Source organism: Rhizobium sp. KDH_Rht_773_N (assembly GCF_052946295.1).
Map to the genome: position 1 here is coordinate 2066087 of NZ_CM129525.1, position 17768 is coordinate 2083854.

At 61.0% G+C, this 17768-nt stretch carries 18 protein-coding genes; 12 read left to right on the forward strand and 6 right to left on the reverse strand.

The features are described from left to right. Window positions 1-83 precede the first annotated feature (83 nt). From acnA to ACU8HS_RS10345, 3 genes are all read left to right on the forward strand, one after another. A complete protein-coding gene (acnA, locus tag ACU8HS_RS10335) occupies window positions 84-2774 on the forward strand; it encodes an aconitate hydratase AcnA (protein ID WP_112702636.1) in 2691 nt (896 codons plus the stop codon). Window positions 2775-3009: 235 nt separating this feature from the next. Next, window positions 3010-3750, forward strand: a complete 741-nt coding sequence (locus tag ACU8HS_RS10340) for a DUF1223 domain-containing protein (protein WP_113413252.1) — start codon at window positions 3010-3012, stop codon at window positions 3748-3750. Window positions 3751-4023: 273 nt separating this feature from the next. After that, window positions 4024-4425: a DUF2794 domain-containing protein gene (locus ACU8HS_RS10345; protein WP_112564518.1), complete on the forward strand. Its 402-nt coding sequence runs from the start codon at window positions 4024-4026 to the stop codon at window positions 4423-4425. Between the two features lie 107 nt (window positions 4426-4532). Here the strand turns inward: ACU8HS_RS10345 and ACU8HS_RS10350 are convergent, their stop codons facing one another. The 4 genes from ACU8HS_RS10350 to ACU8HS_RS10365 all read right to left on the reverse strand — a co-directional run bounded on the left by ACU8HS_RS10350 (window position 4533) and on the right by ACU8HS_RS10365 (window position 9354). Beyond that, on the reverse strand, window positions 4533-5090 hold the full coding sequence (locus ACU8HS_RS10350) for a GNAT family N-acetyltransferase (protein ID WP_112702797.1): 558 nt from the start codon (window positions 5088-5090) through the stop codon (window positions 4533-4535). A 110-nt stretch (window positions 5091-5200) separates the two neighbouring features. Next, window positions 5201-5929, reverse strand: coding sequence for a Bax inhibitor-1/YccA family protein (locus tag ACU8HS_RS10355; protein WP_112572930.1), 729 nt, complete (start codon window positions 5927-5929; stop codon window positions 5201-5203). Between the two features lie 177 nt (window positions 5930-6106). Beyond that, window positions 6107-8650, reverse strand: a complete 2544-nt coding sequence (locus ACU8HS_RS10360; protein ID WP_113413253.1) for an ABC transporter permease — start codon at window positions 8648-8650, stop codon at window positions 6107-6109. Continuing rightward, the gene (locus ACU8HS_RS10365; RefSeq protein WP_112756477.1) at window positions 8647-9354 is read right to left on the reverse strand and encodes an ABC transporter ATP-binding protein; all 708 of its coding nucleotides are present in this window, start codon (window positions 9352-9354) and stop codon (window positions 8647-8649) included. The genes ACU8HS_RS10360 and ACU8HS_RS10365 overlap by 4 nt, the downstream gene beginning before the upstream one ends. Before the next feature lie 72 nt (window positions 9355-9426). Here ACU8HS_RS10365 and ACU8HS_RS10370 point away from each other — a divergent pair, with 72 nt between their 5' ends. Next, a complete protein-coding gene (locus ACU8HS_RS10370) occupies window positions 9427-10071 on the forward strand; it encodes an arylesterase (protein ID WP_112572924.1) in 645 nt (214 codons plus the stop codon). A 68-nt stretch (window positions 10072-10139) separates the two neighbouring features. Further along, window positions 10140-10733 (forward strand): RNA 2',3'-cyclic phosphodiesterase, encoded by a 594-nt coding sequence (thpR, locus tag ACU8HS_RS10375; protein ID WP_112572922.1) that lies wholly within the window; start codon window positions 10140-10142, stop codon window positions 10731-10733. Here the strand turns inward: thpR and ACU8HS_RS10380 are convergent. After that, window positions 10640-11140 (reverse strand): low molecular weight protein-tyrosine-phosphatase, encoded by a 501-nt coding sequence (locus tag ACU8HS_RS10380; RefSeq protein WP_112572920.1) that lies wholly within the window; start codon window positions 11138-11140, stop codon window positions 10640-10642. The genes thpR and ACU8HS_RS10380 overlap by 94 nt on opposite strands. Window positions 11141-11175: 35 nt before the next feature. Here ACU8HS_RS10380 and ACU8HS_RS10385 point away from each other — a divergent pair, with 35 nt between their 5' ends. Continuing rightward, complete coding sequence (locus tag ACU8HS_RS10385; RefSeq protein ID WP_112756479.1) at window positions 11176-11481, forward strand: 4a-hydroxytetrahydrobiopterin dehydratase; 306 nt, start codon at window positions 11176-11178, stop codon at window positions 11479-11481. Between the two features lie 64 nt (window positions 11482-11545). Next, entirely contained in the window at window positions 11546-11938 is a 393-nt protein-coding gene (locus ACU8HS_RS10390; RefSeq protein WP_113413254.1) for a YkvA family protein, read from the forward strand. Window positions 11939-12038: 100 nt separating this feature from the next. On the opposite strand, the gene ACU8HS_RS10395 is transcribed toward ACU8HS_RS10390, so the two are convergent. Further along, window positions 12039-12599, reverse strand: coding sequence for a sigma-70 family RNA polymerase sigma factor (locus tag ACU8HS_RS10395; RefSeq protein WP_112572916.1), 561 nt, complete (start codon window positions 12597-12599; stop codon window positions 12039-12041). A gap of 338 nt (window positions 12600-12937) precedes the next feature. On the opposite strand from ACU8HS_RS10395, the gene ACU8HS_RS10400 reads away from it, so the two are divergent. From ACU8HS_RS10400 to ACU8HS_RS10420, 5 genes are all read left to right on the forward strand, one after another. After that, complete coding sequence (locus ACU8HS_RS10400; protein ID WP_112572914.1) at window positions 12938-13447, forward strand: invasion associated locus B family protein; 510 nt, start codon at window positions 12938-12940, stop codon at window positions 13445-13447. A gap of 227 nt (window positions 13448-13674) precedes the next feature. Beyond that, a complete protein-coding gene (gene rlmN / locus ACU8HS_RS10405; protein WP_112704805.1) occupies window positions 13675-14910 on the forward strand; it encodes a 23S rRNA (adenine(2503)-C(2))-methyltransferase RlmN in 1236 nt (411 codons plus the stop codon). A 93-nt stretch (window positions 14911-15003) separates the two neighbouring features. After that, window positions 15004-15957 carry an ABC transporter substrate-binding protein gene (locus ACU8HS_RS10410; RefSeq protein ID WP_112704806.1) on the forward strand — a complete coding sequence of 318 codons (954 nt, stop codon included), beginning with the start codon at window positions 15004-15006 and terminating at the stop codon, window positions 15955-15957. A 123-nt stretch (window positions 15958-16080) separates the two neighbouring features. Continuing rightward, window positions 16081-16959, forward strand: coding sequence for an ABC transporter permease (locus tag ACU8HS_RS10415; protein ID WP_112756483.1), 879 nt, complete (start codon window positions 16081-16083; stop codon window positions 16957-16959). Continuing rightward, window positions 16956-17750, forward strand: a complete 795-nt coding sequence (locus ACU8HS_RS10420) for an ABC transporter ATP-binding protein (protein WP_112572906.1) — start codon at window positions 16956-16958, stop codon at window positions 17748-17750. The genes ACU8HS_RS10415 and ACU8HS_RS10420 overlap by 4 nt, the downstream gene beginning before the upstream one ends. Window positions 17751-17768: the final 18 nt, after the last annotated feature.

Here is a 17768-nt window from a genome sequence, read left to right on the forward strand (position 1 = left end):
AAATGGCCGTACCCGCATCCTGATGTGCATTAAGTGCATAGGCGTTCGCACGACTGTGTTGGCTATCAGAAACGGGGTCTCTCGTGTCTAAATCTCTTGACAGTTTCAATTGTCGGTCCACGCTTTCCGTTGGTGGAAAGGACTATGTCTACTACAGCCTGCCGAAGGCTGAGGCAAACGGCCTGCCCGGCGTGTCGAAGCTCCCCTATTCGATGAAGGTGCTGCTGGAAAACCTGCTGCGCTTCGAAGACGGCCAGTCGGTCACCAAGGAGCACATCCTTGCCGTTGCCCAATGGCTTGATAACAAGGGCGCCGTCGAGAACGAGATCGCCTATCGCCCGGCCCGCGTGCTGATGCAGGACTTCACCGGCGTTCCCGCCGTCGTCGACCTTGCCGCAATGCGCGACGCAATGGTTTCCCTCGGCGGCGATCCGGAGAAGATCAACCCGCTCGTCCCGGTCGATCTCGTCATCGACCACTCGGTCATCGTCGACGAATTCGGTACGCCGCAGGCTTTCGCCAAGAACGTTGAGCTGGAATATCAGCGCAACGGCGAGCGCTACCGCTTCCTGAAGTGGGGCCAGCAGGCATTCAAGAACTTCCGCGTCGTTCCTCCGGGCACCGGCATCTGTCACCAGGTCAATCTCGAATATCTCGGCCAGACCGTCTGGACGAAGGAAGAGGACGGCGAGACGATCGCTTATCCGGATACCTGCGTCGGTACGGATTCGCACACGACGATGATCAACGGCCTCGGCGTTCTCGGCTGGGGTGTCGGCGGTATCGAAGCGGAAGCCGCCATGCTCGGCCAGCCGGTTTCGATGCTGCTGCCCGAGGTCATCGGCTTCAAGCTGACCGGCAAGCTCAAGGAAGGCGTCACCGCGACCGACCTCGTTCTGACCGTCGTGCAGATGCTGCGCAAGAAGGGCGTCGTTTCCAAGTTCGTCGAATTCTTCGGCCCGGGCATGGACAACATGCCGCTCGCCGACCGTGCGACGATCGGCAACATGGGGCCGGAATACGGCGCGACCTGCGGCTTCTTCCCGGTCGACGGCGAAACCATCAACTACCTCACCATGTCCGGCCGCACGCATGACCGGATCGCGCTCGTCGAAGCCTATTCGAAGGCCCAGGGCATGTGGCGCGAAGGTGACGGTTCCGACCTCGTCTTCACCGACACGCTGGAACTCGACCTCGGCGACGTCGTGCCGTCGATGGCCGGCCCGAAGCGTCCGGAAGGCCGCATCGCGCTGGAAAACATCGCTTCCGGTTTCGCCAGCTCGATGGACGCCGACTACAAGAAGCCCGGCCAGCTCAACAACCGCTATGCGGTCGAAGGCACGGATTTCGATCTCGGCCATGGTGACGTGGCGATCGCCGCCATCACCTCCTGCACCAACACGTCCAACCCGTCGGTGCTGATCGCTGCCGGCCTTCTCGCCCGCAATGCCGTTGCCAAGGGCCTGAAGACCAAGCCTTGGGTCAAGACCTCGCTTGCTCCGGGATCGCAGGTCGTCGGCGAATATCTCGCCAAGTCCGGCCTGCAGGCCGATCTCGACAAGCTCGGCTTCAACCTCGTCGGCTTCGGCTGCACGACCTGCATCGGCAATTCCGGCCCGCTGCCGGCGCCGATCTCGAAGACGATCAACGACAAGGGCCTGATCGTTTCCGGCGTGCTCTCGGGCAACCGCAACTTCGAAGGCCGTATCTCGCCGGACGTCCAGGCGAACTACCTTGCTTCGCCGCCGCTCGTCGTCGCCTACGCGCTTGCCGGCACGGTGCAGAAGGACCTGACAAAGGAACCGATCGGCGAGGACCAGAACGGCAACCCGGTCTACCTCAAGGACATCTGGCCAACCTCGCACGAAGTGCAGGACTTCATCCAGAAGTACGTCACCCGCGAACTCTACGAAACCAAGTATGCCGACGTCTTCAAGGGCGATGCGAACTGGCAGGCGGTCAATGTTCCGGCCGGCCAGACCTATGCCTGGGACGATCAGTCGACCTACGTCCAGAACCCGCCGTATTTCGTCGGCATGGGCAAGAAGGGTACCGGCACGTCCGACATCAAGGGCGCACGCGTCCTCGGCCTGTTCGGCGACAAGATCACCACCGACCACATTTCGCCGGCCGGTTCGATCAAGGCTGCTTCGCCGGCTGGTGCCTACCTGCTCGGCCACGACGTCGCCGTCGCCGATTTCAACCAGTACGGCACGCGCCGCGGCAACCATGAAGTGATGATGCGCGGCACCTTCGCCAATATCCGCATCCGCAACTTCATGCTCGGCGCGAACGGCAAGGAAGGTGGTTACACCATCCACTACCCCTCCAAGGAAGAGACCTCGATCTACGATGCGGCCATGCAGTATAAGGCCGAGGGCGTTCCGCTCGTCATCTTCGCGGGCGTGGAATATGGCAACGGCTCGTCGCGTGACTGGGCTGCGAAGGGCACGAACCTGCTCGGCGTCAAGGCCGTCATCGCCCAGAGCTTCGAGCGCATCCACCGCTCGAATCTGGTCGGCATGGGCGTCATCCCCTTCGTCTTCGAAGAGGGCACGACCTGGCAGAGCCTCAACCTGAAGGGCGACGAACTCGTGACCATCGAGGGCCTGGAAAACATCAAGCCGCGCGAAAAGAAGATCGCCAAGATCACCTATGCCGACGGCACGGTGAAGGAGGTTCCGCTGCTGTCGCGCGTCGATACGCTGGACGAGGTCATCTACCTCAACAATGGCGGCATCCTGCAGACGGTTCTGCGCGATCTCGCAGCCTGATTGTTAAGATACTTGCCTGATAATGGCCGCCGGAGAGCAATTTCCGGCGGTTTTTCTTTGCGGAAAACGGGCTGTCCTGCTGCTCACGGGGATGTGTTTCGGCAGCAATCGGCCTGGGGCTTGGTCTCACCCGTTCGTGACTTTCCGTTTGGACCCGGAAGGATTATTCGTACGTTCATATCTCAGAGCCGGCAGTTCAGGACCACTGCCGACACTGAAAAAGAGGTGCTGATGAATGTCCCCGCGTTTTATGATCCCGCTGATCGCCGGGCTTGCTTTTGCAACTCCGCTCCTGGCCGAAGACGGTGCGCCGAAAGGCGTCGTTGAGCTGTTTACGTCGCAGGGCTGCTCCTCCTGCCCGCCGGCCGATGCCGCCTTCCGTAAGCTCGTCAACCAGGGCAACGTCATCGCGCTCGCCTATCATGTCGATTACTGGAACTATCTCGGCTGGGCCGATACGCTGAGCTCGAAGGAAAATACCGAGCGTCAATACGGCTATGCCCGCATGATGGGCCGCAGCAACGTCTATACGCCGCAGGCTATCGTCAATGGCCGCGACCATCTTGCCGGAGCCGACCTTGCCGGCATCAACGGCAAGATCAACGGTTACGCCGACGAGGGCAAAGGGCTGACCGTGCCTGTCAGCGCTCGCATGCGCGGCGACGAACTGGAGATCAAGCTGGGTGCCGGCCAGGGCAAGGCCAATGTGGTCATCGTCTATTTCGACAAGGAAAAAACGATCGACGTCGAGAAGGGTGAAAACAGCGGCCAGAAGATTTCCTACCTCCACAGCGTGACCGACGTGGAGACTGTCGGCATGTGGGATGGAAAGGCGACGACGCTGACGCTGCCGGCCAGCGTGATGGAAAAACCGGATCTCGAAGGATCAGCGATTCTCTTGCAGTCTTCCACGCCGGCAGGCGACCCGGGAGCGATCCTCGGCGCAACTGTCGTCATGGCAGGAAAAAACATCTAAGGATTTCATCCGCTTGCGGATGAAAGTCAGGCGGCCCGGCCAAGCGTATTCGGGGCTGGGGTTAAGGTCGATACGCTCCGCCGGGCCCTTTGGCGCGCTGGCGCCAAACTGGAACCTATAGTTCTCTTGGAAATGAGGCGCTGTTTTGACTGAAATGCGGCACTCAGGAGAAAGCCGGTTTCGTCCCCAGTGTGACAGTCCGTACCCTTGCAATTTGCCGCGGCTCGGGCAAACTGTCACTCTCCTGTCACACGCGGAGGTCTTGGGAGTCTGATGACAGATACGCCGGATTTGCGACGCGGCGAAAGCCGCTCCGTCGACCACAGCTCTTCAACCGTCGTTGATCTCAAGGAATACAGACAGAACAAGGATCCGATGCCGGTGACGTTTCACCGGCGGGAGCTCGACCAGATTCTGTGGATCTACGGACGCATGGTGGGCGAGGGCGAATGGAAAGACTACGCCATCGATCACACCAAGGAAAAGGCGGTGTTTTCCGTCTTCAAGCGTTCCGGCGAAATGCCGCTCTTCCGCATCGAGAAAAATCCGAAGCTCGCCGCCAAGCAGGGCGCCTATTCCGTCGTGAACTTCAACGGCATGATCCTGAAGCGTGGCCACGAGCTCGAGCCAGTGCTGAAGGTTTTCGACAAGTCACTGAAACTCGTCGATAAATAGCGATATTAGAGCATTTCCGTTTTTCTTCGAAACACGAAAATGCCCTATCTCTTTGTTTTCACACAATTCCGGACGCAAAACCGCTACACACTTTTGCTGGAATTGCTCTAGCCTTTGAACAGCGTGCCCGGATAGGCTTCCGGATCGGGATGGGTTTCCGTTCCTTCGCCAAGTCTGCGCTGCATCAGCATCGTATCCAGCCAGCGGCCGTGCTTGTAGCCGGCACCTTTCATCAGGCCGATCTCCTCGAAACCCAGCGACCGGTGAAGCGCGATCGAAGCCGGGCTCGCGCCGCCGATAACCGCGGTCATCTGACGGAAGCCGGAGACCGTGCAGCGCGAAATCAGCTCCCCAAGCAGCAGCTTGCCGATGCCCTTGCCGCGCGCGCCTGTACCCAGATAGATCGAATCCTCCACCAGCCAGCGATAGGCCGGACGGGTGCGGAATGCCGATGCGTAGGCATAACCGAGCAGCGTTCCGTCCTCGGCTGTGGCGACGATATAGGGATAGCCCTGTTCGCGAATGGCGGAGTAGCGGGCCGCCATTTCCGTTTCGGTCGGCGGGACGATCTCGTAGCTCGATGTGCCGTTCAGCACGGATTCCCGGTAGATTTCGGTAATTGCGGGGAGATCGGAAGGAAGGGTATCGCGCAGGAGAGGGAGCATTTCGGATCGATCGGCACGGTTGAAGGAAGCGTCCCGTTGAAGCACTCCGGCGAACAGCCCGCAACAAAAAAGGCGGCCGAAGCCGCCTTTCCGTTTTCAATGCAAGCCGCTTATTTCCGGTTGCCCATGAACTGCAGCAGGAACATGAAGAGGTTGATGAAGTCGAGGTAGAGCGTGAGCGCGCCCATGATGGCCTTGCGGCCGGCGACGTCATAACCGTCTGCCTCATAGTACATTTCCTTGATGCGCTGCGTATCGTAGGCGGTAAGGCCTGCGAAGATCAGCACGCCGATCACGGAGATCGCGAACTGCAGGGCGGACGAGGCCAGGAAGATGTTGACCAGCGAGGCGATGATCAGGCCGAAGAGACCCATGATCAGGAACGATCCCATCGCCGACAGGTCACGCTTGGTCGTGTAGCCGAACAGCGACAGCGCGCCGAAGGAGGCAGCTGTCACGAAGAAGGTCTGCGTGATGCTCGACTGCGTGTAGACCAGGAAGATCGACGACAGGGACAGGCCGACCAGCGCAGCGTAGACCCAGAAGGTCGTCTGCGCGGCTGCCACGCTCATGCGGCCGATGCGGAAGCTCAGGAAGAAGACAACCGCAAGGGGCGCAAGAATGACGACCCAGCGCAGCGGCGACTGGAACAGCAGGTTGCCGAACTGCGTCAGACGGCCGTCCTGAACGGCGAAGGTGAATGCGAAATAAGCGGCCAAACCAGTGATCGCCAGACCCAGCGCCATCAGGTTGTAGACCTTGAGCATATAAGCGCGGAGGCCTTGATCAATCACTTCGCCGGTTTGCACGCGGCTTTGGTAGTTACGAAGATCAGCCATAGTTTCCTCTTACAAGCTCCGATGGAAATACGGTGTCGGGTTCACGACCCGGGCGCCGCTGCGGAGCTCCAGCATGCCTGCTGACAATATGAGGCTTTCGCCCTTTTCAAACAAGGCCTTTGCAATCAGTCGTTCGGTTAAATCGCCGTAAGGTGAGAGGATTTGAGCCTCCCGCCCTCACAGCTCGCGCAAAACGGGTGCTGCCTTCTGCCCGAGGATGCGCCAGGTGCCGATGAGGCCGATGCCGACCGTCAGGACAAGGGCGGTCACAAGGGTCAGGCCCGCGACGTCGGGCATGAAGGTGTTGGGCAGCCGCATGATGCGGCTGACGATGAACCAGGCCGCGATGCTGCCCGCAAAGAGCGCGAAGACGGCGGTGGCGGCCCCAAGGATCAGATATTCGTAGCTGAAGGCGCGGATCAGCATGGCGCGGGTCGCTCCGAGCGTCTTCAGCACGACAGCATCATGGGTGCGTGCCCGGTTGCCGGCGGCGAGCGCTCCCGCCAGCACGAGTACCGAGGCGATCAGGGCGACGGAGGCCGCGGCCCGGATGGCGGTCGCAAGTTCGCCGACCAACTGGTTGACGATATCGATCGCATCCTTGACGCGCACACTGGTGATCGTCGGATAGGTGTTGGTCACGGATTTCAGGATCGCAGCGTCCTCGGCTTCGGTCGATGCCGGATCTGTCAAGGTCGCCAGCCATGCGTGCGGCGCGCCGCGGAAGGTGTTGGGCGAGAAGACCATGACGAAATTGATGGAGAGCGATTCCCACTCGACCCGCCGCAGATTGGCGATCCTGGCGGTGATGTTGCGGCCGAGCACATTGACGGTGACGGTATCGCCGATCTTGAGACCTAATTCATGGGCCTCCTCGGCCGAGAAGGAGACAAGCGGCTCGCCGCTGTAGTCCTTCGCCCACCATTGACCCTCGACAAGGGCCGAACTCTCGGGCAGGCTGTCCTCATAGGTGATGCCGCGGTCACCGTTCAACACCCAGCGGCCGGCGGCCGGCACGTTCATCTTCGTCACGTCCTGGCCATTGAAGGCGAGGATGCGGCCACGCAGCATCGGCACTTCCACCAGCTTGCCGTTCGGCGACTGTGTACGGATCAGGTCACGGAAGGCATCGACCTCGGCGCTCTGGATATCGACGAAGAAAAAGTTTGGGGCGCCCTCACTCATGCGACCCGTGAGCTGCCGACGGAGATTGCCGTCGATCAGCGTCAGTGTCACGAGCAGTGCAAGACCGAGGCCGAGCGAGAGCACGACGGAGGGCGTGAGCGCACCAGGGCGGTGGATATTGCCGATCGCAAGCCTCAGCGCCGGCGAGTTGACGCGCGGGCTTCTGCGCGCAAGCCAGGCGATCAGGGCCGCGACGAGGCGCAGGATGACGAAGGCGAAGATGATCGCGCCGACGAAGACCACGGCGATGAAGCGGTCATAGGCGGTCAGAACGGCAAGGCCGGCGAGGTCTGCCATGAAGAGCGCTGCCAGCAGCACATAGGGCCAGGAAGGCAGGTGGCGAGCCTCGAAACCCTGTTCGCGAAAGAGCGCGGTGGCAGGCACTTCGCGCGCATGGCCAAGCGGCAGGATGGCGAAGGCAAGCGTCGTCAGCATGCCGAAGAGGGCGGCAAGCAGCAGCGCGCCGGGATAGAGCGTCGGGTCGGTGGAAACCGGCAGGAACTGGGCGAGGAACTGCGCCGCCAGCATCGGGGACAGGGCGCCGAGCACGAGGCCGATCAGAATGCCGCCCGCCGCGATGATGGCAATCTGGAACAGATAGATCCAGACGACGACGGCTGCCGGAGCGCCCAGGCATTTGAAGGTTGCGATCGTTGTCCGTTTGGCATCGAGGAAGGCGCGCACCGCGTTGGCGACGCCGACACCGCCCACGATCAGCGCCGTCAGGCCGACCAGGGTCAGGAATTGGGTGAAGCGGGTGATGTTCTCCGTCAGCGAGGGCGCGGCGCGATCGCTCGTGCGGATCGACCAGCCGGCCGCGGGAAATTCCCTGGAGGCGCGCGCCTGGATGCGGTCCATCGTGCTGCGGTCTTCCAGCTTGATCTTGTAGGCATGCTCGACAAGGCTGCCGGTCTGGATCAGGCCGGAGGCCTGAAGTGCCTTCCGGCTGACAAGCATGCGGGGCGCGAAGCCGAAGCCTTCCGACAGCGCATCCGGCTCGGTCTTGACCGTGCCTGTGATGCTGAGCTTGACGTTGCCGAGCAGCAACTCGTCGCCGATCTGCAATCCCAGCCGCTCCAGCAGCAGCGGCGCGACGACCGCGCCGTAAGTGCCGCCTTCTCCTGATAGCAGGGAGGAGAGCGGATAATTCGGCTCTGCTTCAAAAGTGCCGTAAAGCGGATAGGCGTCGTCGACAGCCTTGACTTCGACCAGGGCCTGGTCCGAACCGTCGGGCTTGCGGGCCATGGAGCGCAGACCGGTGGAAACGGAAACCTCGCCCAGGCCACGGAGGAAATTCATTTCCTGCGGCGTGGCCTCGCGGTTGTTCAGTTCGAAGCGTACGTCGCCGGCCAGAAGCTCCTGTCCCTGCGAAGCGATCGTATCGGTGATCGACTGCGACACGGAATTGACCGCGGCGATTGCGGCAGTGCCGAGTGCGATGCAGGCGAGGAAGATATAGAAACCCCTCAGGCCACCGCGCAGCTCGCGCAAGGCCAGTCGGAAGGCGAGCGAGATGCGCGGGCTGACGATCGTCATGCAATCGCCGCCTCCGACTGGCGGACGGCGCTGTCGCCTTCGATGCGGCCCGAGCGGACGCGGATCTGGCGCGAGCAGCGGTTGGCAAGGCCGATATCGTGAGTCACCAGCAGCAGGGTCATGCCGCGTTCGGCCTGTTTGGAAAACAGGAGGTCGGCGATCTGCCGGCCCGTATCGGTATCGAGATTGCCGGTCGGTTCGTCGGCAATCAGTAGTGCAGGTGAGGGCGCAAGGGCGCGGGCGATCGCCACACGCTGCTGTTCGCCACCCGAAAGCTGGCCGGGATAGTGTTTCAGGCGCTCGCCAAGCCCGACGGATGTCAGCTCGCGCTGGGCAATCTCGAAGGGATTGGGAATATTGGCGAGCTCGAGCGGGACGGCAACGTTTTCCAGCGCCGTCATATTGGCGATCAGGTGGAAGGACTGGAAGACGATGCCGATGTTGCGACCGCGGAAATCGGCGACCTGATCCTCGCTCAGAGCATGCAGGGGCGTGTCGTTGATATTGATCTCGCCGCTATCGAGTTTCTCCAGGCCGGCAAGCACCATCAGCAGCGTGGACTTGCCCGAGCCGGAGGGGCCGACGATGCCGACGGATTCGCCGGCGGCGATCTGGAGATCGATGCCCTTCAGCACATGCACGGAGGCCGCCGCATTCCCGAGCGTCAAATCGGCGTGTTTCAGATCGATAATGGTTTTGGCCAACAGAAATCGCCCTATATAGTTCCGTAACCGAATGGCCGCATAACGGCACCTAGCCAATCTAGGGAAAGCATTATGAGATTTAAAGTTGCCGCCCTTCACTTCGCTGTCATCGTTTTCTCTCTGGTTTTCTCGACGGTTGCGCAGGCACGCACGATCAATCTGGTCGGATTCGGCGACAGCCTGATGGCGGGCTATCAATTGTCGCCGGGAGACGGCTTTCCCGAGAAGCTGCAGGCGGCGCTGAAGGCCAAGGGGATCGACGTTTCGATTACCAATGCCGGCGTTTCGGGCGACACTACCACGGGCGGGCTTGCGCGAATCGACTGGTCCATTCCCGACGGCACCGACGGCGTCATCCTTGAACTGGGCGCCAATGATGCGCTTCGCGGCATCCCGCCGGAGCAGAGTGAAAAAAATCTCGATCAGATGATAAGCCGGTTAAAAGAGCGCGGCATTGCGGTGCTGCTTGCCGGCATGATGGCGCCGCCGAACATGGGCGCGGATTATGCCGAACGCTTTAACCCGATTTACCAGAAACTTGCGGAAAAACATGGCGTTGAACTCTATCCGTTTTTCCTCGACGGGGTGGTTCTGGATGCCGGTCTGAAGCTTGACGATGGCATGCATCCGAATGCCAGAGGCGTGGACGTGATGGTGGACAGGATGGAGCCGGCTGTCACAAAATTCGTCGAGACGATTTCTTCTGTGAAGAAATAGGGGCTTGCACAGGTTTGTAATGCGTGATTCCGTGTGAGCACCTGCAAAAGATTCGGGGAGTGCTCGTTATGCCGAGACTATTTACCGCCCTCGAAATTCCGCGCAATGCGGCGATGAGCCTGTCATTGTTGCGCGGTGGTCTTCCCGGAGCACGATGGATCGATGTGGAGAACTACCACATCACACTTCGCTTCATCGGCGATGTCGACGGACGCACGGCAGACGAAATCGTCGAGCGTCTCGATCGTATCGACCGGCCGGAATTCCAGCTCCGGCTTGAAGGCATCGGCTCCTTTGGCTCCAAGAAACCGCATTCGATCTGGGCCGGGGTTTCTCCCTCTCCGGAAATGTATGCCCTGCAGGGCGAGATCGAGCGGATCTGCCAGCGCATCGGCCTGCCGCCGGACCCGCGCAAGTTCACTCCGCATGTAACGCTTGCCCGGCTGAAATATTCCCGCGTCGATGACGTCGTTCACTACCTCGCCGGCCGCGGCAACTTCCAGACCTCGACCTTCAGCGTGCCGCGCTTCGTGCTTCTGTCGTCGCGTGAATCGGTTGGCGGCGGACCTTACCTGACCGAAGAGGTCTTCCCGCTCCACGAGCCGCTGACGGTGCCGAGCCTCTCGAGCAGCTTGCTGCAGCCGCTGAAGAGCCTGGCATAAACGAACTCGAAGTCTTCCCGGTCGCCATAATAGGGATCGGGAATGTCTTCGCCGGTGCCGAGCGCGAAATCGCCGAAGAGATGGACCTTGTCTGCGTGCGGTGAACGCCGGCGCAGTTCAGCGACATTCGAGCGGTCCATGGCGAGGATCAGATCGAAATCGTCAAAATCCTCGGGCCGTATCTTCCGGGCGCTCTGCCCGGCAATGTCGATGCCGTGGGCGACTGCGGTGGCGATCGAGCGTCGATCGGGCCGTTCTCCCTGATGCCAGCCGCCGAGACCGGCGGAATCGATGCGAAAAGCATCGCCAAGCCCCGCCTTGTCCGCCACGTGGCCGAATATTCCCTCGGCCAGCGGAGAGCGGCAGATATTGCCCATGCAAACAAAGAGGATGCTGATACGTTTCATCTGAAGATCCGGTGGAAGGCTGAAAGGAACATGGCATGAAAATGGAAAAGCTGGAAAGGCCGGCGATCGACCGGTTGCTTGGCGAGATTGCGGGCTGGACGCTCGATGATGCGGCAGGCTCGATTTCGAAGACGTTCAAATTCGCGAATTTCGTGGAAGCTTTCGGTTTCATGGCGGAGTCGGCGCTTGCGGCCGAGAAGCTCAACCATCATCCGGAATGGTTCAACGTCTATTCCCGGGTCGAGGTGAAGCTCAACACGCATGATGCCGGCGGGCTGACCGAGCTGGATTTCAAGCTTGCAAAAGCCATGGAGAAAGCCGCGGCGCGGCGGGCTGGCTGAAGCGGCCGATTGAAACGGCCTTGGCCGTCACCATATGTTCGGAGCGACCAAAAGGGATATCGGGATGGACGAGGTCAAATACGGAGAAATCCTGTTGCCGGGCGACGAGGATACGCAGAATCGCCGCGAGAAGACGGTGCGGCAGAAATTCTGGCCGACCTTTCGCCGCGCCGTGCGGCAGATTCCCTTCTCCCGCGATGTCGTTGCCGGATTCTATTGCGCGCTCGATCCGCAGACGCCAGCCCGAGTGCGTGGTGTTCTTCTGGCCGCCCTTGCCTACTTTGTCCTGCCGGTCGATATCGTGCCCGATATCTTTGCCGTCATCGGCTTTTCGGACGATGTCGCCGTCCTGTCGGCAGCCTTTGCGATGGTGAGGGGCAATGTCCGGCCCAGCCACTACGAGGCAGCCGACCGCGTTCTCGCTGACCGTTTCGAAGACGGCATGAAGACGATCTGACGCGCGTCGCGATCCTTCAGATCCGCTCGCTGCGGTGGAGGCCTTTGCTCTTGCGCATGTCTTTATCGCAGAGCGGCCTGACAGTTTTGCGCGACGTGGTTTAGACCTCTTCCCGCTCCAGCAGGTTTCGGAGCTTGCCAAAGGCAAGCCTGATACGCGACTTCACCGTGCCCAGCGGAAGGCCGGTCGCATCGGCGATTTCGGAATGGGACTGGCCGAGGAAAAAGGCAGCCTGCAGCAGCGCCCGCTGCTCCTCGGGCAACTGGCTGACGGCATCGCGCACCTGCGCATCGCGGTCGTCGTTGGCGACGATCTCATCGGCGCGCATCTCCTCGGGCGGCTGCAGCGTCGGGTCCTCGCCGTCGAGAATACGGACCTGGGCACGGCGCTGCTGGTCGATGCGCCGGTTGCGGGCGATGCGGAAAAGCCAGGTGGAAAGCGAGGAGCGGGCAGGATCGTAGAGAGCGGCCTTATGCCAGAGAACGATCATGATTTCCTGGACGAGCTCCTCGGCCTCGCCTGATGTCATCTTCTGGCGCATCAGCCAGGATTTCAGGCGCGGCGCGAAATAGTCGAACAGGACGGAGAATGCGGACTCGTCGCGCTGATCGGCGACAGCCTTTGCGAGGGCAGCGAAACGCTGTCTTTCCTCGGCATCCATATCCCCTCACGCACTCCCTACGGCGAAGATTTTGTCCTGAATTTCCACACTTTAATGAGGTACAACGGATTTGAGAAAGGTCAAACTCTTGCCTGAATCTTTGTGTCTTAAATTCACCCGAACCGATGGCTCAGCCCATCACGGCAGAACGCGGCACCCGCGTCGCTGCCGGGTTCGGAAAGTTGACAGTCGGGCGAAAATGAAACAGGCAGATACAATTCGCAGCTATTGTTGACCATTTGGTAACCTGAATTAAGTCAAAATAAAGCAGATCGTGATTATGCGCCGCCCGCAATGATCGCTTCGGGCCTTGAACCGCAAGAACCGGCAGGAATTCCATGTTTGTAAAAAGTATCGTATCCGCTCTCGCCCTCACCATTGTCACGGCTGGAGTGGCGGAAGCACAGCAGGCGGCTCCGACCCGCATTCAGCAGTTCCAGGCATGGGGCGCTTATTCTTACAAGTCCGGCAATGCGACCGTCTGCTATGTGCTGTCTGTTCCGACCACCAAGCAGCCGGCCAATGTCGACCACGGCGACAATTTTTTCATCGTTTCCCAGCGTCCGGGGCAGAACATCTCCTATGAGCCGCAGGCGATGATGGGTTACACGGTCCAGGAAAATTCCAAGATCAACGTCACCATCGACAACAAGACCTTCGTGATGTTCACCAAGGACAAGGCCGGCTGGGTCGAGAATGCAGCTCAGGAGCCGGCACTCGTCGCGGCGATGAAGAGCGGCCATTCGATGACCGTCAGCGCCACGTCGCGCAAGGGCACCGGCACCTCCTACAGCTATTCGCTGTCCGGCATCTCGGCGGCGCTGAAGCAGATCGAAAGCTGCAAGTAAGCCGACGCCATGAAGGCAATGTTTCGAAGGCCGGCCTTGCGCCGGCCTTTGCCGTTTCCATCTATAGTGACGCGCGACAAAAATGATGCTAAAGCGGCGCGCAACTGCGGAAGGATGGCGATCTGTCGCCGCTCCGCCATTCATTTTCTGCAATCATGCGTCACCGGCCCCGTAAGTCTTCCGGCTTTCCGGGATGGTTGCCATGTTGAGTTCGGGATTAGAAAACTATGTCCGTCATGGATGCGATGACCGTCACCAAGCCTGCTCAGCGGGCGCCTCTCGGCGTTGAGCTTTCGCCGAAGCCGTCGCTGATCGGCCTGACGCGGGAGGAAATGGGTGCGGCGCTGCGCGAGAAGGGTGTGCCGGACAAGCAGATCAAGATGCGCGTTTCGCAGCTGTGGAACTGGATCTATGTGCGCGGTGTCTCCGACTTCGACCACATGACGAATGTCGCCAAGGACATGCGCGAGATGCTGAAGCAGCATTTCACCATTGCCCGGCCGGAGATCGTCGAAGAGCAGATTTCCAATGACGGCACGCGCAAGTGGCTGTTGCGCTTCCCGCCGCGCGGCGCCGGCCGTCCGGTCGAGATCGAGGCCGTCTATATTCCCGAGGAAGGCCGCGGCACGCTGTGCATTTCCAGCCAGGTCGGCTGCACGCTCACCTGCTCCTTCTGTCACACCGGCACGCAGCGGCTGGTGCGTAACCTGACGGCCGAGGAAATCCTCTCCCAGCTTCTGCTCGCCCGCGACCGGCTGGGCGACTTCCCGGATCGTGACGTGCCGGTCGGTGCCGTCGTACCCGCCGAAGGCCGCAAGGTCAGCAATATCGTGATGATGGGCATGGGCGAGCCGCTCTACAATTTCGATGCCGTCAAGCAGGCCCTGCTGATCGCCACGGATGGCGACGGCCTGTCCTTGTCCAAGCGCCGGGTCACGCTTTCGACGTCCGGTGTCGTGCCCGAAATTCTTCGCACCGGCGAGGAAATCGGCGTCATGCTGGCGATCTCGCTGCATGCGGTACGAGACGACCTGCGCGATATCCTCGTGCCGATCAACAAGAAATATCCGCTGAAGGAACTGATCGAAGCCTGCCGGAACTATCCGGGGCTGTCGAACGCGCGGCGCATCACCTTCGAATATGTGATGCTGAAGGACGTCAATGACAGCCTGGAGGACGCCAAGGGGCTGATCCAGCTTCTGAAGGGCGTGCCGGCGAAGATCAACCTCATCCCCTTCAACCCGTGGCCGGGAACAAACTACCAGTGTTCCGACTGGGCGCAGATCGAGAAGTTTGCCGATTTCATCAATTCGGCCGGTTACGCTTCGCCGATCCGCACGCCGCGCGGTCGCGACATTCTTGCGGCCTGCGGCCAGCTCAAGTCGGAATCCGAGCGCATGCGCAAGACCGAGCGACTGGCCTTCGAGGCGATGATGATCGCCAACCACGGCGCCGACGACTGATCAGCAAGTTTGATCCTCATTACAACTCTGCGCGATTGATTAACGGGGGCGCTTTTCCTAAAAGTGCCCCCAAAATTATCCTGGAGGACACCCATGCGCTCAATTCTTCTGGCCTTTGCCGCAACTCTGGCTCTGACGCTGCCGGCCAGGGCCGATGACGTCACGGTTGCCGTAACCGCGATCGTCGAGCATCCGGCCCTCGACGCGGCGCGCAACGGCGTGCGCGATGCGCTGGCGGCTGCCGGCTACAAGGAAGGCGAAAACCTCAAGTTCGTCTTCGAATCCGCGCAGGGCAATCCTGCAACGGCCGCCCAGATCGCCCGCCAGTTCGCCGGCGACGAGCCCAATGTCATCGTGCCGATCTCGACACCGTCGGCGCAGGCCGTCGTTTCGGCGACCCGCGATATCCCCGTCGTCTTCACGGCCGTGTCCGATCCGCTCGGCGCGCAGCTCGTCAAGAACATGGACAAGCCGGGCGGCAACGTGACCGGCCTTTCGGACATGTCGCCGGTTGGCGAGCATATCGCGCTCATCAAGGAAATCCTCCCGAACGTGAAGACGATCGGCTACCTCTACAATTCCGGCGAGGCGAATTCGGTCTCGCTATTGGCAGCGCTGAAGGCCGAAGCCGAAAAGGCCGGCATCACGATCGTCGAATCGGCCGCGACGAAATCCGCTGAAGTGCAGGGTGCTGCCCGTGCGCTCGTCGGCCGCGCCGATGCCGTCTACATTCCGACCGACAATACGATCATTTCGGCGCTTGAAGGTGCCGTCGCGGTTGCCGAGGAAAGCAAGCTGCCGCTTTTCACCGCGGATACGGATTCCGTCTCGCGCGGTTCGATCGCAGCCCTCGGCTTCAACTACTACGATGTCGGCAAGCAGACCGGCGAGATCGTCGTTCGCGTGCTGAAGGGTGAAAATCCCGGTGATATCGCGGTGAAGACTGCGGCCGGCAGCGACCTCGTCATCAACAAGGCCGCTGCGGCCAAGATGGGTGTCACCCTGCCGGAGAGCGTCGTTTCGCGCGCCAACAAGGTCATCGAATAATCGGCTGTCGTTCCAAGGTCTTAGTCAGGATCAGCCGCTCCCGTTTGCACGGGGGCGGCTGAATATATTAAAAGGCTGCGGTTTCGCGACGGGCGGAACGGAAACAAAAAGGGGCTGAAAGCCTTGAGCCAAATCGCATTCTGGGGGGCCGTCGAGCTCGGCCTGGTCTATTCCTTCGTCGCTCTCGGCGTCTATCTTGCCTTCCGCGTCCTCGATTTTCCGGATCTGACGGTGGACGGTTCCTTCCCGCTCGGAGCAGCCGTGACCGCCGTGCTGATCATCGCCGGCGTCAACGCGTGGCTCGCAGCGCTGATTGCGATGGGCGCAGGGGCTGCAGCCGGCATGGTGACGGCGCTCCTCAACGTGCGCTTCAGGATCCTCAATCTTCTCGCCTCGATCCTGACGATGATCGCACTCTTCTCCGTCAATCTGCGGGTCATGGGCAAGCCGAACGTTGCGCTCATCAACGCCGATACGATGATCAGCCCTTTCTTTGGTCATGGGCTCCGGGACTTCTATGTCCGGCCGCTTTTCGTCGGGGTTCTGGTGGTCGCGGCCGTCATCGTCGTCTGGCGTTTCCTTGAGAGCGATGCCGGGCTTGCGATGCGTGCAACGGGTGCCAACGCCCGCATGGCACGAGCCCAGGGGGTCGATACCAGCCGGCAGATCTATCTGGGCATGGCGATTTCCAATGCGCTGGTGGCGTTTGGCGGCGCGCTCTTTGCGCAGACCAACGGGTTTGCCGATGTCACCTCGGGCGTCGGTACCATCGTCGTCGGCCTTGCCGCCGTCATTATCGGCGAGACATTGCTTGGCCGCCGCGGGCTGCTGATTGCGCTTGTCGGATGCGTGTTCGGCTCGATCATCTATCGCATCGCCATTCAGCTGGCGCTGTCGAGCGATGTCATCGGCCTGCAGGCCTCCGACCTTAATTTTGTGACGGCGGTTCTCGTGACCGTCGCGCTCATTCTTCCCCGCCTTCGCGGAGGTGCCGCATCATGATCAGCGTCAAGGACATCAAGGTCGTTTTCGGTCGCGGCACGCCGCTGCAGAAACAGGCGCTGAACGGCGTCAGCCTGACGATCGAGGAAGGTTCCTTCGTCACCGTCATCGGTTCCAACGGCGCGGGAAAATCGACATTGCTCGGCGTGCTCGCAGGCGATGTCCTGCCGAGCGAAGGCTCGGTGCTGATCGGCAAGACCGATGTTACGCGCAAGTCCACGTCGGCACGCGCCGGTCTGGTCGCCCGCGTCTTCCAGGACCCGCTGACGGGAAGCTGCGGCGCGCTGTCGATCGAGGAAAACCTTGCTCTTGCCGCCCGCCGCGGGGAGAAGCGCGGCCTTGCTCCGGCGCTCGGCGGCAACAGGCGCGATTATTTCCGGGAACGGATTGCCGAGCTGAATCTCGGTTTGGAAAACCGGCTGAAGGACCGTATGGATCTTCTGTCCGGCGGCCAGCGGCAGGCGGTCTCGCTCGTCATGGCGACGCTCGCCGGTTCGGAGGTGCTGCTGCTCGACGAGCACACGGCGGCACTCGATCCGGGCATGGCGGAATTCGTGATGAACCTCACGCAGAAGATCGTTTCCGAGCGCAAGCTGACGACGATGATGGTCACGCACTCGATGCGCCAGGCGCTGGACTACGGCCACCGCACGATCATGCTGCATGGCGGCGAGATCGTTCTCGACGTTGCCGGCGACAGCAGGAAGAACCTGCAGGTCGAGGATCTGATCGCCATGTTCCGCAAGATGCGCGGCCAGACGCTTGACGACGATGCCCTGCTGATCGGCTGACTGGGCCGCGTCGCAATC